Annotated in this window: 11 protein-coding genes and 4 tRNA genes; 4 read left to right on the top strand and 11 right to left on the bottom strand. The window is 42.3% G+C overall.

Features of this window, described 5'->3' with window-relative positions; genetic code table 11:
- Positions 1-312: 312 nt before the first annotated feature.
- The 10 genes from QL886_RS06960 to QL886_RS06915 form a co-directional block, all read right to left on the bottom strand.
- Positions 313-630, bottom strand: coding sequence for a DUF6122 family protein (locus QL886_RS06960; protein WP_057758486.1), 318 nt, complete (start codon positions 628-630; stop codon positions 313-315).
- Positions 631-839: 209 nt separating this feature from the next.
- Positions 840-914 (bottom strand) — tRNA-Thr (locus QL886_RS06955).
- Positions 915-1,017: 103 nt separating this feature from the next.
- Positions 1,018-1,091 (bottom strand) — tRNA-Gly (locus QL886_RS06950).
- Positions 1,092-1,175: 84 nt separating this feature from the next.
- Positions 1,176-1,259, bottom strand: a tRNA-Tyr gene (locus tag QL886_RS06945).
- A 67-nt stretch (positions 1,260-1,326) separates the two neighbouring features.
- Positions 1,327-1,402, bottom strand: a tRNA-Thr gene (locus QL886_RS06940).
- A gap of 192 nt (positions 1,403-1,594) precedes the next feature.
- Complete coding sequence (gene trpE, locus QL886_RS06935) at positions 1,595-3,091, bottom strand: anthranilate synthase component I (RefSeq protein ID WP_290178127.1); 1,497 nt, start codon at positions 3,089-3,091, stop codon at positions 1,595-1,597.
- A 175-nt stretch (positions 3,092-3,266) separates the two neighbouring features.
- Positions 3,267-4,586 carry an FHA domain-containing protein gene (locus QL886_RS06930; protein WP_290178126.1) on the bottom strand — a complete coding sequence of 440 codons (1,320 nt, stop codon included), beginning with the start codon at positions 4,584-4,586 and terminating at the stop codon, positions 3,267-3,269.
- Between the two features lie 157 nt (positions 4,587-4,743).
- Complete coding sequence (locus QL886_RS06925) at positions 4,744-5,595, bottom strand: RsiV family protein (protein WP_290178125.1); 852 nt, start codon at positions 5,593-5,595, stop codon at positions 4,744-4,746.
- 219 nt (positions 5,596-5,814) lie between these two features.
- A complete protein-coding gene (locus QL886_RS06920) occupies positions 5,815-7,410 on the bottom strand; it encodes a peptide chain release factor 3 (RefSeq protein ID WP_057758477.1) in 1,596 nt (531 codons plus the stop codon).
- 206 nt (positions 7,411-7,616) lie between these two features.
- Entirely contained in the window at positions 7,617-8,519 is a 903-nt protein-coding gene (locus QL886_RS06915) for a hypothetical protein (RefSeq protein WP_290178124.1), read from the bottom strand.
- Positions 8,520-8,787: 268 nt separating this feature from the next.
- On the opposite strand from QL886_RS06915, the gene QL886_RS06910 reads away from it, so the two are divergent.
- From QL886_RS06910 to QL886_RS06895, 4 genes are all read left to right on the top strand, one after another.
- A complete protein-coding gene (locus QL886_RS06910; protein ID WP_191114742.1) occupies positions 8,788-9,201 on the top strand; it encodes an Ohr family peroxiredoxin in 414 nt (137 codons plus the stop codon).
- Positions 9,202-9,468: 267 nt separating this feature from the next.
- On the top strand, positions 9,469-12,447 hold the full coding sequence (gene polA, locus QL886_RS06905) for a DNA polymerase I (RefSeq protein WP_290178123.1): 2,979 nt from the start codon (positions 9,469-9,471) through the stop codon (positions 12,445-12,447).
- 364 nt (positions 12,448-12,811) lie between these two features.
- Entirely contained in the window at positions 12,812-13,270 is a 459-nt protein-coding gene (locus QL886_RS06900) for a hypothetical protein (RefSeq protein ID WP_290178122.1), read from the top strand.
- 287 nt (positions 13,271-13,557) lie between these two features.
- Positions 13,558-13,941: a hypothetical protein gene (locus QL886_RS06895; RefSeq protein ID WP_290178121.1), complete on the top strand. Its 384-nt coding sequence runs from the start codon at positions 13,558-13,560 to the stop codon at positions 13,939-13,941.
- 113 nt (positions 13,942-14,054) lie between these two features.
- On the opposite strand, the gene hemH is transcribed toward QL886_RS06895, so the two are convergent.
- The gene (hemH, locus tag QL886_RS06890; RefSeq protein WP_201568529.1) at positions 14,055-15,074 is read right to left on the bottom strand and encodes a ferrochelatase; all 1,020 of its coding nucleotides are present in this window, start codon (positions 15,072-15,074) and stop codon (positions 14,055-14,057) included.
- Between the last annotated feature and the right edge of the window lie 203 nt (positions 15,075-15,277).

The following is a 15,277-nucleotide window of genomic DNA, read 5'->3' as shown; positions in this document are numbered from 1 at the left end:
GTGGCTTGTTACGTTCAAACTTGGCCTTTGCCATGGGTATTTCCTCTTTTTTTGGTGAATGATCAATAAAAAGCTGTTTAATGGCTCATAATAGAATTAAATCATCATAAACCTAGCTATCAACCGCACGAACCACTGCTTAAACAATGCTCCGAACTAATTCTTGTATCCGTTATTATACGCTGACTTGTCTTAAATAGTCATACATCTCTCAATCGAAATCAACTTCTCTCTAACTAGTAGATATAAAGCTCGATTGATTATAACCTTTCTTATAACCGTATAATTATCTTGATATGCAAGGTCGCGATATTAGCTGACCGACATCATCAAACAATCCGTAAAATCCGTTAACATATGGAATAGCAATCCAATTCCAATGATATTAAAAGGCTTACGAAGAAAGAGTAAAACAAAATACACTAGCATCGCATAATAAGTATGTAACGGATGAAAATTAATGCTACATCTATTTGCCTGAAATATTGGGTTTGCTACCAGATGATCTATATCAACCAACATGGTCGCAAGCAAAATCAGATATGCTTTTTTCCACTCTTTTCTAAAAAACGCAATCGCGATAAAAAGAGGAAAACCAAAATGCAAAAAATAATGTATTAACGTCTGCATACTGACCTATTAGTTTTAGTCTTCTCTATATAAGACCATCAAAACCAATATTTATTAATATACTGACAGCACTAAAAGGCAACACCTCAGTGTTACCTTTGAATCATTGTCTACCGCACTACTGTTATATATTTCAATATTCTATAATTTCGATATCGACGCAAAGTTATATAAATAGCAAAACAAGCATAAAAGGTATAAACAATAAATGGAGCTCATATCGAGAATTGAACTCGAGACCTCTCCCTTACCAAGGGAGTGCTCTACCGCTGAGCTATATGAGCGTATGTTAAAACCTTTGATTTGCACTAAAAAAAATATCACGATGCAGCAATAATTACTGACTCTCGTGATGATTTATTGTTATGCTTTGCGATGTTGTATATATGGAGCGGGTGGCGGGAATCGAACCCGCGTCATTAGCTTGGAAGGCTAAGGTGTTACCATTATACCACACCCGCATTTACTCTTATTCAGGATAACTCTAATCGAGAGTTATGAGATATAGAGAGTATGCTTGGCGCTATGACAAACTTTAGAAAATATGGTGGTGGGGGAAGGATTCGAACCTTCGAAGCTTTCGCGACAGATTTACAGTCTGTTGGGTTTGACCGCTCCCCAACCCCACCTTAGATTGCTTTGAACAAAAATGACTTACATTTAAGACAAATTCATAAAAAGCTACTTTAAGAGAGATGGTGCCGACTGCCGGGATCGAACTGGCGACCTACTGATTACAAGTCAGTTGCTCTACCAACTGAGCTAAGTCGGCTTGTTCTCTTAAAGTGGTGGCTATTCTATCAAATTTTTTGAGATGCGCAAGTACTTTTTCATCTTTTTTTAAATTAATTTGATATAAATATTTAAGTTACTGATTAAGCTGGTTTTTTTATAAATAAAAATATGGCAATAAATTGGCTTTTTACTTGCAGCCTTTATTTTTGCCACATCACTGGCTATTTAATTAGCGAATACGTAAGCCATTACAGGCCATTTCTACCGCTTTTACTAATGCCAATGCTTTTTTATTGGTTTCATCCCATTCTTTTTCTGGGACAGAATCAGCAACAACCCCTGCTCCAGCTTGAATATGTATCTCACCACGGCGCATCACCGCAGTACGGATAGCAATGGCCGTGTCCATATTACCATTCCAACCTAAATAACCTACTGAACCGCCAAACACCGTTCGACGTACTGGTTCTATCTCATCGATAATTTGCATAGCCCGGATTTTGGGTGCACCCGATAGCGTCCCAGCTGGGAAAGTAGCACAAAATACATCTAGTGCATCTTTGTCCGCTCGTATCGCACCCTCAACATTAGATGCAATATGCATCACTTGTGAGTAGCGCTCTATAAACATCTTTTCTGTGACTTTGACACTGCCATACTCGCAAACGCGGCCAATATCATTGCGACCCAAATCAATAAGCATCAAATGCTCGGCTGTTTCCTTCTCATCATTGAGCAGCTCTTGCTCAAGCGCGAGGTCTTCAGCCTCATCTTGGCCACGTTGCCGTGTCCCTGCTAGCGGTCTTACCGTCACTTTGCCATTTTCGATACGGGATAGGATTTCAGGAGAAGCACCGATAATATCAAAGCGTTTGTGATCGTCGAGTGTATAACCATGCACCAAGAACAGATACGGTGATGGGTTTAGGTAGCGAAGCGCACGATAGACGGCTAGAGAGTCGCCTGTATAGTCCGCTGTCAATCGCTGCGCTGGCACTACCTGCATGACGTCACCTGCAGCAATGTAATCCTTTATTTTATTGACATCGCTACAGTATTTTTCGGCACCTGTTTGCGATATAAATTTAGGCGTAGGCATTACAGGTGCGCGCAGGTTTGATGGCTCTGCTAGCTTTTCCTCGATTTGCTCTAGCTCACGAATAGCTGAACTGTAGCCATCCTCAGACTGGCAATCAGCATAGACGATGATTGCCAGCGTATTCTCTAAATTATCAAATACAATCACGCTCATCGAAAGCATCAGCCACATATCTGGCATCGACATTGGATTGGCCGCATCAGATAAGCCGACACTTGGCTCAATAACACGTACCATATCATATCCAAAGTAACCGACTAGACCGCCACTAAAGCTCGGCATCGTCGGCACATCTTCAGCGGTTGGCATATGATACTGCGCCATCAGCTCACGCAGGTAATCAAAGGGATTCTCTACTGACTCTATATCAATATGATCGTTTCGTTTAGTCGTCATATTGCCATCAGCGTACTGTAAAATCAGATCACTACCCAATCCAATCATGGAGTATCGTGCCCAGCGCTCACCGCCTACTACAGACTCAAACAGATAGGCAGAGCCATTTAGATCACGTACTTTGGAGAATACAGATACGGGAGTCTGCGCATCCATCAGACGCTTTTTTACTAGCGGTGCGTGACTAAAACCTCTATCTCTAAAAGCTTGGTATTCTTCAAAAGTCATCATAATAGCGCTCTCTTAGCACCTTATAGGCAATAACAAAACTATAAGCTGCTCTATAAAATATAGCGCCAATATTCGCTAAAATATCGACGCTATAATGAGTCATTTGTTTAAAAAACGGTACGCATAACAAGAGCCTCTGTCAAAAATTACGACAAAGACCTAGTGTAAAATTGAATTATGCACCGCCCATATTAAACAACCATAAGGCCAAACCGATAATTAGAATGGTCACAAATACCCATATGAACCAGCCGCCGCTCGCTTTTTTCTCTACATGACCTGCATGAGCAGGGTTGCTGATTTCTTGATCCATCGCATTATTGCCTTCGGTACCAAGATCGCGCGGCTGCCCTAAATTAGCCGTGCCTGAAAACTGGGCACTAGCTGCTTGTTTGGCTTTTAAAACTTCAGGGTCAGCTTCTTCTTGTAACTCTGTTTTTGTCGTTTTGTCGTGTTCGTCTTGGACTGCTGGCTCTTCATGCATTACTGGCTTTTCATGCATTACTGGCTCTTCATGCACTGCTGGCTGCTCTTCTACCACTGGCGCGCTATCAGTAGATGCTGCATGTGATGACTCTGTAGACGTCACAGCTTCTGTTTCAGTTGCTGTTGGTACAGATGTGTCATCTACCCCTTCTGTGGCAACTGGCGTTTCTTCTACAGGCGTAGGCGATGCCGCATCCGCGTCAGACAGTACTTCATCAATCCCTGTTTCTTTGACAACTGGCTCTGTAGCAACGGCTTCTTCAGTAGCTACCTCTTCAACAGCTGATTCTTCAAAAACCGGTTCTTCAACAACTGGTTCAACGGTTTCGTGCGTAGGGGTTACTGATTCTTCGGTCATATCTGAGCCGGCATCTACAGGTAAAGGCTCTACAGGTACAGTATCATCTGTAGCAGGTAACATTTCTTCGATGCCAGTTTCTTTGATCACTGGCTCGTTGCCTGTTTGCTCTATGATCGGCTCTTCTTCAATCAGAGTTTCTTTGCTCGCACTTTCTTCAAGAACGCTTTCTTCAACTATTTGCTCTTCAGTCACAGGCTCACTAGCAGGAGTTTCTGTCACGGCAGCAGCATCAACATTCTCATGTGTATCTGCTACTGGCTCTTCTGTGACTACTGGCGCTAGCGTGTCACTCTCCGACATTGTTATAGGTGCAGCAGATGCTTGTACTTGAAAGCTAAAACTTGCAAAGCCAAGCGTATCGTTTGCTTTTAGATGACTAGATTCATTGCCTGCAATACGTTGCTCATTGATAAACGTGCCGTTAGAAGAATCTAAGTCCTTCACATACAGCTGACCATCTAGCACACTGAGCACTGCATGGTTGCGAGAAACCTGCTTACTACCTAGCACTACGTCGTTATCACTACCACGACCTATAGATAAGCTATCACTAACTGTCAGTGTCAGGTCACCTAGCGCTTCCGTCAGTGCATTCAGCTGCCAAGTTGTACTTGCTGCCGTATTCATACTATCTGTCTCGTTTGTCATGTTATAACTCCTTATTTTTCTATTGAATATCCAATGATGCTAAAAATAATAACTCTAAAATATTACTGCCAATTTATGATAAGTATTGTCGCTATTTCTTTAATAATATTTGCCTAGCACAGTTTATTAAGTACTTTCCTCAAACACCATACAGTATTTACTTTGGTATAAAGTGAGGTTTTATAACTTTGTCGAGCTTGTTATAGGGGATATTAAGGACAGGCATACCGTAAGCATATGGGCCGATAGAATAATGCTGATAACGAATGCTAACGCCTGTATCTGTCAAGGTCACATTATCGCTTAACGTAAATGGCCAGTTTTTCTCATAACTGCTCACGTCTTCGGCAACCGTTTTAACCCACGTTTTATACGCATCATAGGCAAGCGCCTCAAAACGAGGTTTTTTACCTGAGATAAGCATGTCGTCAAGCGTGACTTGCTTCTTGGTACTTGGATCAAATATTAGGTACTCGCTGTAAGGCATGCCGTGAGCACCGCCAGTATAAACATAGGAGCTGATCTCAAACAGCTCAAAGTCATCGACATGACCTAGATAATTGGGCGCTACCATCAGACTATAACCCCATGACACATCATCAGGCATATCTTGAAATTGCGAGCTCACAAAGCTATCAAGAGCATCCGTAACTTCTTTTTCGCTGCTTTTACCCTTGATAGGTACTGACTCTGTCATTTGACTATTGACGACTAAGTTATCGATACGGGCATTGGCAATCTCATCTATCCAGTTTTGACTACTTTTGAGATATTTAACTTCAATCTCTGGACAGTTATCACGCTTGTCACATGTCTCTTGTATATTACTGGGTAGTTGATACGGTAGATATTCAGTGCTACTAAGAAAGCTTCCTGCATTTACCGACATACTAACGGCACTTAACAATAGGCTGCCAGTCAACATAGCAATTGAACGTCTCTGGCTTACCTTTATCGAAAATAGATTAGCCGATATAGATTTATCATCAGTTTGAGTCGTAGTGTGCATATGTCCTCTTTTACAAATATAAAATGCCATTCAATATTCTACCGTAACAATTGCAATGTATTGTAGGAAGACTGTTCACGTTTTTGAGGTGATGTAAGCAAACGGTTGTCTGACTTTTACTATTCGAGTCGTAAACACAGGCAATAAAAAAGACACGGCTGGCGTGTCTTAATCAATAAACGATATGAGCGTATAAATAAAATAAGCGTATAAATAAATTTAATGTTCGCGAGTGCTACTAAAAGTCACTTCTGGATAGCGGTCTTGCATCAGCTGTAAATTGACGCGTGATGGCGCAAGGTAAGTCAAATAACCACCACCATCTAATGATAATTGGTCATGGGCTTTTTTCTTGAACTTCGCCAATGCTACTTCATCATCGCAATGAATCCAGCGTACTGTAGCTATCGATACTGGCTCAAAGGTACACTGAACTTTATACTCTTCTTTTAGACGATGCGCGACTACTTCAAACTGTAGCACACCAACCGCGCCCAAAACCAAATCATTATTAATCTGCGGCATAAACACCTGCGTTGCACCCTCTTCACTCAACTGCTGTAGGCCTTTTTGCAGGGCTTTTGATTTAAGCGGATCTTTTAGTACCACACGGCGGAACAGTTCAGGGGCGAAATGCGGAATACCGGTAAAGCTCAACTCTTCGCCTTCAGTGAAGCTGTCACCGATGGAGATGGTGCCATGGTTATGCAAACCAATGATATCACCCGGATACGCTTCTTCTAGTGCCTCGCGGTCACCTGCTAAAAAGGTCAGCGCATCAGCAATACGTACGTCTTTACCCAGACGCACATGCTTCATTTTCATACCCTTCTCGTACTTACCAGAGCACACTCGCAAGAACGCAATACGGTCACGATGACGCGGATCCATATTGGCCTGAATTTTAAAAACGAAGCCCGTAAAATCTGTCTCGGTGGCTGATACTTCACGCTCAGTCGTTGGATGGGCTTTCGGTGGCGGGGCATATTTGACCAAGGTATCAAGTACCATGTTTACCCCAAAGTTACCCAATGCCGTGCCAAACAATACTGGCGTCATCTCGCCAGCCAAAAATGCTTCAACACTGAACTCTTCTAGCGCCATCTGTACCAGCTCAAGCGACTCTTCAAAAGCGTCAAACATTAGCTGTCCTAGACGTTCACGAATATCTGGATAATCGTAGCCTTCTCGGGTCTCAGAGACCGTCATCTTGCCGCCATTACCTTTTTCATAAAAGTAAGTTTTATTTTCAGTCAAATGATAGACGCCGATAAAGTCTTGCCCCATACCGATAGGCCAAGTCACTGGGATACATTTGATTTTCAATACTGCTTCGATTTCGCTAAGCAACTCAAGCGGCTCACGAATTTGACGATCTAGCTTGTTGACGAATGAGATGATAGGTGTATCGCGCATACGACACACTTCCATCAGCTTGATGGTTCGTTCTTCGACACCTTTTGCACCATCGACCATCATCAGCGCACTATCCACTGCGGTCAAAGTACGGTAAGTATCTTCACTAAAGTCGGCGTGACCTGGGGTGTCTAGTAGGTTGACCATATGGTCTTTATACGGAAACTGCATGACAGACGTCGTAATCGAGATACCACGCTCTTGCTCCATACTCATCCAATCTGAGGTTGCATGACGATCTGTCTTACGGCCTTTTACTTCACCCACTACCTGAATCGCTTGACCCCATAACAGGAGTTTTTCGGTCATAGTGGTCTTACCAGCATCGGGATGCGAGATAATGGCAAAGGTGCGGCGCTTAGCAACTTCTTTGTTTAATTTCTTTGGATCTACGCTCATAATTTTCAGCTTCAACAGTTATGTGATTTAGAAGTGACTCTAAATAAATAAAATAAATAATGGGCGTATTGTAGCGGATTTAGCATCAGGGTGCAGAATTAGCGTATAAAAAAAACACGCCTCGTTATTTAAACGAAGCGTGTTTTTGGGCTTTTAAATTGCGATCATTATGCTTAAGTAGCACGACTAATAGCCATCAATCCATCTCAATAGTAGCGTTCGATTTGCTCAGCTAAGAAGTCTCCAGCCACCTCATTGACGATTGTACAATCGACTACGTCAAAACGACTGTCCATATTCGGGTCAGTACTACCTTTGGCGACATAATTTGCCTCATAGACGTCCTTTCCGTACTCAACACCGCTATATTCATAAGCAGGCTGATCTTCGTACTCAAAAAACATAACTTGCGCGGCTTGTTGCTGATTGCCTACGCCCACTCCGAACTGAGAAGTTCTATGATCCCTATCTGCACTAAAGCGGGTTTTGGCCACTTCAATCCATCTCTCTATTGAAGCGTATCCAGTCTTGTTTTTCTCATTAAATGCCAAAAACGAACGCTCACTGGTTACCACAGGGATATAACAAACCGACCCTTCAGGAAAAGCAACATTGGTCGGAATTTCAGAATAGTTATTTAAGTCGGTAATAATACCGTATCTATTGTTCACGTTTGTACTAGCAACATAGCTGTTAGCACGCAAACCTGACAAATTGAGCGTCTTATAAGTGGTTTGGTAATCTAGCTGGTTGTTGGTGTTTTTTTCATAAATGGGGCGTTTGACCGTCCGATTATTAACCTCGATGTCTTTATTTTCAAGTCGACCCTCGAAGTCATCTGCCAGTACGGTTCTGTCTAAATCATTCAGGCTTTGATTGCTATAACTGTTGATAAGATTGGTTGTTTTGATCTCGCGCGCACCAGTACGGTACGTCTCATCAATTCGCGCAATCGCCGTAGCATTGGCTTTGCTATCATAACTATTAGCAAAACTTGTCAATGTAATCTCGCTACTAGCCGTCCCATAAGCGCCGTCTTCTTCCTCGCATCCTATCAAAGCAAGCGTCGTCAAAAAACAAACACTAGGTATCGCAATCCATCTATTCATCAAACAATGTCCTTATGATTCAGATTTCTATTATCCGTACTGATAACCTATATATGGCTCATTACCGCTATTGTACCTCTTCGACGGCTGTACGATAAGCTTGTAAATCTAAAAACGAATAAAACTGAGCTCGAAATCTCATTTACAAACTAGCAGTATATATTTACTCTCTATGCACTGAGCTGCGTGAGCGATTTGTTATGCTAGGTTTCATATTAAGATTTACCACTTAAATATAAACATAAAAACTCACAACAAAGGATGTGTCATGAAATCTCTATACTCTACCAAATCTACTGTTACTGGCGGCCGCATGGGTACAGCAACCTTAAGCGATAGCGATCTTGAAATCAACATGGTACCACCAGGCGCTAATGAAAAAGGTAATAACCCTGAGCAATTACTTGCTATGGGTTATGGTGCTTGTTTTGATGGCGCTTTGGGCGTAGTCAAAAAAATGGAAAGCGCAACATTTGGCTCAACTGTTGAGACCTCTGTAGACCTACTACAAGGTGACAATCACGAATATAAGCTTGCCGTAAAAATCCACGTCATCGCTGATAATACAGACCTATCTGCTGACGAGATCCAAAAATTGGTCGAAAAAGCGCATGAAGTATGCCCATATTCGAAAGCAACCAGCGGTAACATCGATGTTGAAGTCTCTTCAGAAGTAAAATAGCGCATCCAGAGACTCGTTATCAACGTCTATTAAATGACAAGTAGTCGATAGTCATCTAATACCAAAAGAACTCAGATTATCTGGGTTCTTTTTTTGTTTTTAGCAATTTATTTATCCTAGACATGAGATATCGAAAACTCCAATATAGATTTCAATAAAAAAGAACACGATAGAACATCTCGTAACGGTTAAGCAGTTCGGCACACGCTGATTTTATCGTTATAATAAGCGTATATATTTTTATCTAATAGCTGATAAGTGACTTTTATGACTGATGACATAGCTGACAATACCACCGATAACGACCACAACTCTCACCAAGCGCTTGACCCCAAAGCATTACCGAACTTCGATACCATGCCTAACGTGGCGCTGATGGATACCAGTCATGTAGACAAAGATCAGCCGCCTTTTATTTTGGTTGATGGCTCCTATTATCTGTTTCGAACTTATCATGCCCTACCAAAAACCATGCAAAACTCGCAGGGCCTAATCACCAATGCGATACGCGGTACACTCAACGCACTGCTCAAGCTGATGCGTCGCTATCACCCTACTCATATGGCTGTTTGCTTCGATACCAAATCACCGACTTTTCGCCATCATATGTCTGCTGATTACAAAGCTGCTCGTCCGCCCATCGATGTCGAGCTGGTAGAGCAAATTCCTTATATTCATCGTTTGGTTACTGCCTTAGGTATTCCACTGTTGCGTATCGAAGGTGCAGAGGCCGATGATATCATCGGTACACTTGCCCATCGCGCTGTCGAGCAAGGCCATCATGTGGTCATCTCAACGGGTGATAAAGACATGATGCAGCTGGTCAACGACTGCGTAATACTAGAAGACAGCTTTACGGGTAAAGTCACGGATACGCCAGCGGTAATCGATAAATTCGGTATTAACCCAAACCAAATGATCGATTTCTTAACGCTAATGGGTGATGCCTCTGATGGTATCAAAGGCGTACCTGGTATCGGTAAAAAGACCGCTAAAGACCTACTCGTTGAGTATGGTGATATCGAAAACATGCTCAAGCATATTGGCTTTATCAAAGGTCGCGGGGCGAAAGGTCTGATTGAACACGCTGATGATATTCCTTTTAATAGGAAGCTGGCTACCATCGTCACTAACTTAGCAATCGGTCAAGATTGGAATGACCTAAAAATCAATACTGACCCTTGTGCCCATATAGACGAATTGCGCGACTTATATAATGAGCTTGAGTTTAGAAATGAGCTGGCATCACTCGATCACCCGAATCACCCTGCCAATGGCTCTAAAAGTGTTGCTGATAGCCAAGCCAATACTGAGTCACAGGCACAGATGGCAAAATCGCTCCAATCCACCAAGAGCGACAACATCAAAGACAGTACTAACCATGATAAAGCGTGGCACACTGTACTCGACGAGCCAGCGTTTGATAGCTTGGTCGAATTGTTAGAAGCTGCTCCGCATTTTGTCATTGATACCGAAACCACTAGCGTTCATTGGCGTGATGCACAAATCGTTGGTTTATCCTTTGCGTTGCAAGCACATGAAGCCTATTACATTCCGCTTACGCATAGCCTAGAAGGTGATGAGCTGATAGCCAAGCAGCTTGATCGTGATACAGTATTAGCTCGCTTAAAACCTGTACTAGAGAATCCTAATATCGGTAAAATCGGTCAGCATCTAAAGTACGATGCGCACATCCTCGCTCACTACGATATCGACCTAGTTGGCGCCATACATGAGCAGCCAAATAACTGGGCAATGGATACGATGCTTGCCAGCTATGTCATCAATGCGGCAGCTACTCGCCACGGCATGGATGATTTGGCACGCCATTATCTGCAAACGCAAACCATCAGCTTTGAAGATGTAGCAGGTAAAGGCGCTAAACAAGTTACCTTTGACCAAGTGGCCATCGATATCGCGAGCGACTATGCTTGTGAAGATGCTGATATCACCTATCAATTATTTGACGTATTTAGCGTTGAGCTGGCTAACGATGCCAATAATGCCAAATTACTACACGAGTTAGAAATTCCAACGGCAGAGATACTTTGCCAAATGGAAGCGCATGGTATTTTGATTAAACGCTCCTTCTTAAACGAGCTATCAAAACGCTTTGATGAAGAAATTATCGCTCTAGAGAAGCGCGCCTATGAAGTCGCAGGGGAAGAATTTAACTTAGGCTCTCCTAAGCAGCTCGGTGAGATGCTGTTTGAAAAGCTAGGCGTTGCTGGTGGCAAAAAAACCAAGTCTGGTCAATACTCAACTGGTGAGGCGGTACTATCAAAAATCGATCATCCATTGGTCGACATTACCTTGGAATATCGCGGACTATCCAAGCTCAAAAGTACTTATACTGATGCGCTTGATAATGTCGCGGATAGCGAAACCGATCGCGTGCATACTAGCTACCATCAGGCATTAACGAGCACTGGGCGTTTGTCATCGACAGATCCTAACTTACAAAACATCCCAATTCGTACTGCGACTGGTCGTTTGATTCGTCAAGCCTTTATCGCCCCAGAAGGTCGAGTTATTTTAGCCGCCGATTATTCACAAATTGAATTGCGTTTAATGGCACATTTTTCAGGTGATAAAAACCTAACCCATGCCTTTAACGAAGGGTTAGATATTCATGCGGCCACCGCTGCCGAAGTACTTGGTAAGGATGTCGCAGACGTCACTTCGACTGAGCGTCGTAATGCTAAAGCCATTAACTTTGGTCTACTATACGGTATGAGCGCCTTTGGACTTGCCAAGCAGCTACAGATGAGTCGCGGCGAAGCACAAGACTATATTGATATGTACTTTGAGCGCTATCCAGGCGTCAAAAACTATATGATCAATACGCGTGCAAGTGCTTATGAGCAAGGTTATGTCGAAACAATATTGGGCCGTAAGCTCTATACGCCTGATATCAATCATAGTAACCGTATGGTCAAGCAAGGAGCTGAGCGCGCGGCGATTAACGCGCCACTACAAGGCTCTGCTGCCGATTTAATCAAGCTTGCTATGATTGCTGTTGATAAAGTGTTGCCAAAAGAACAAGCTAAAATGCTGCTACAGGTTCACGATGAATTGGTGTTTGAAGTAGATGCCGATAAAGTAGACGAAGTTAGCCAGCTAATTACTGATGCTATGCAAGATGTATTGACGACTACGGCAGTAGAAAAAGGCTGGAATGTCGACTTTGCAGTGCCATTATTGGTCGAGACCGATAGTGGTCAAAACTGGGATGAAGCACATTAATCACTCACTGCCATTTAATCAAGCATGTAAGGCACGATTATTTATATACCTTGCAGATATTAGAGTTTTTGATAACTGATACTACAATAAATCATTATATATTGTTTATATTAACAATCACTTATGACCAGTTAGTTATATTTCATAACAGTAATATCTAGGTACGGGGTTTATAATAGGTCATCTGTTAAACCCTAACTATTCGATATTTTTGCTTTAAAGTGAGCCTTTGGGCTCACTTTTTTGTTTTTAACACATTCTTTTTGATACGCAGGAGCCAGTTATTTTGAGTTCAGATGGCATCATTGAAGTCCCTGGCATTATACTTTTGATAATATGCCTATTGCGCAGTTCACAATATGTTATGAAAAGTCATGTCAAACAAATTAAGGCTTTTTGGCTAGCAGCCGTACTTATATTTGTCTCTGTCATTCGTCGAGAGTTGAACTATCTACCAGACTTACTGGTTCCAAGCGACTTTTCGATGCTTGGTCAATCTTATGACTGGTGGGAGGACAGCGTCCTTACCGTTATCTATCTCGTCGCGCTTGGTTTGCTGGTCTACTCAAGGCATTACCTATGGGCAGTGCTAAAAAACGTGCCCGTTTCGCTCTATCTTAGCGTTACTGTACTGGCTATCATTCAGTACATGGGCGAGAACGCTATTATGTTCCCGCATACATTTGGTGAAATTGTCGAAGAGCTGGCTGAGACTGCAATTTATGGTATTGCATTGACCTATTTATGGCGATTTAAACTGGCTGACTATGAGTCATGTCTGGTACAGAAGTTAAATTATAAGTTCGACCACGCCAATAATTAAAACTATAAGTTTGATTTCTTATGTAGCAATCTTGCTATCGTACAAAGACTTAGCAAAAATTTTATAAACAATTACGGCTACTCATCTTGAGTAGCCGTTTTGCGTTCTAATCATCGTCTTACATTTTTTGAACATCCTGTCACACCTTACTACTAGTGAAAAGTTGAATAAGCGTACAAACTGAGAAGCATATTATCCACGTTATCACGCACTATGCTCTGATAAATCAGTGCGATATTTTATTTCTAATGATGGCAACATCTAATAACTACAATAAGGAATTATTCATGGAAAACTCAAAAAACCCACTACCAGAAGAGATGGATCATATTAACGGTAATCGTCGTGACAATAATGACAACGTCGATAACTTAGATAATTTAGATAACAATAATCAGGATGAACAAGACAACCAATTGGTTGATTTGGACAATCCTATGCTGCATACCATTGATAACGATGATGTGATTGATAATAGTGCAGGATTTAATAACTCAGAAGTCGGTAGTGATGCGACCCAAGGACTAACACCTGCGCATCGTCAAAATATCGATGAGTCTCGTGTCGATGAGATTTTAGTTCAAGACAATCTTGATGACAGTGATTACCCAGATGCGATGGATATTGTTGATAGAGAAGCAGCCGAACGTAGCAACGATGATGATTTTTAGAACTTAATACGATTATTGTTCTACCCCTCTAAACCAGAAAAGTACGCTTAACTATATTAAGCGTGCTTTTTTATTCTACTATTCAACTCACCAATACAACTACGCTCGACTAACTAAACCCAGCCATCTAACGTGCCAGCCCAACCTTTTACCAAAGGCAAGCTCAACGCTTCAAGTAATTCAATATGTGTCTCATCAAGGTTTAATGCAGGGATATAATGATACTCTTGCCCGCCAGCATTAAGGAAGTTATCACGGTTTTCAATGGCTAGCTCTTCTAGTGTCTCTAGACAGTCTGCTGAAAACGCCGGACTGATTACCTGTACCGAGCGCACACCTGACTGACCCCAATCTTCCAACACCACATCGGTATACGGCTTGACCCACTCTTGCTTGCCAAAGCGTGATTGGAAACTAATAATCCATTCGTCATCGTTCAGGCCAAGTTCATGCGCCACTTGTGCAGCGGTACATTTACAGCGTTTAGGATACGGATCGCCTTTATCAGCATAAGGCTGCGGGATACCATGAAAACTAAACATCAATTTTTCAGGCTTGCCATGCTTCTCTTGAAAACGGCGAATAGAGTTGGCCAATGCTTGAATATATAGTGGATGGGCAAAGTAGTCTTTGACAATCGTATAATTTGGCAAGTTGCGTTGCTTGAGCGTCCACTTCGTCAGCGCATCATATACGGCACCGCCTGAAGAGGCGGAGTACTGCGGAAACAACGGCAGAATGACAAAGTGATCAACTCCTTCACCGCGTAGCGCATCCATGACATCAGGCAAACCAGGATTACCATAGCTCATCGCAGGATGCACAGAGACACGAAATGGTGCCACACTATCGGCTAAACGTGGTTCTAATAGCTCAACTTGGCTTTTTAGTATTTTACGAATCGGTGAATCACCTTCCCAGATACTGGCGTAAGCCTTTGCTACGCGCTTAGGACGACTTGGTAAGACAAATAGATTCAGAATAATAGCCCATAGGAATTTGGGAATCTCAATCACTCGTGGGTCTGACAAAAACTGTTTGAGGTAGCGACGTACGGCAGGGGCCGTTGGCTCATCTGGTGTACCAAGATTCACTAACAAAACGGCAATACGTGGGGGCAATTTAGGTTTCATAGCAGCACTTTATTAGCAGTAAGTTATTAAGGGTGAGGTCAAAATAATAAGAGACGATACTGTTAAGACACAGTTGAATAGACACCTCATTAGTGTAGCATTTTATCCATTAATGACGCGGGCTAAAAGCGCCGCTATACAATTTGATACGCAGTTGCTATTTATTAACTCTTGATTACTTGATGCTGGCAACGTATTCGTTA

The sequence above is a fragment of the Psychrobacter sp. APC 3281 genome (assembly GCF_030407815.1).
Taxonomy (GTDB): domain Bacteria; phylum Pseudomonadota; class Gammaproteobacteria; order Pseudomonadales; family Moraxellaceae; genus Psychrobacter.
This window is presented reverse-complemented; position numbering and strand designations above follow the sequence as displayed.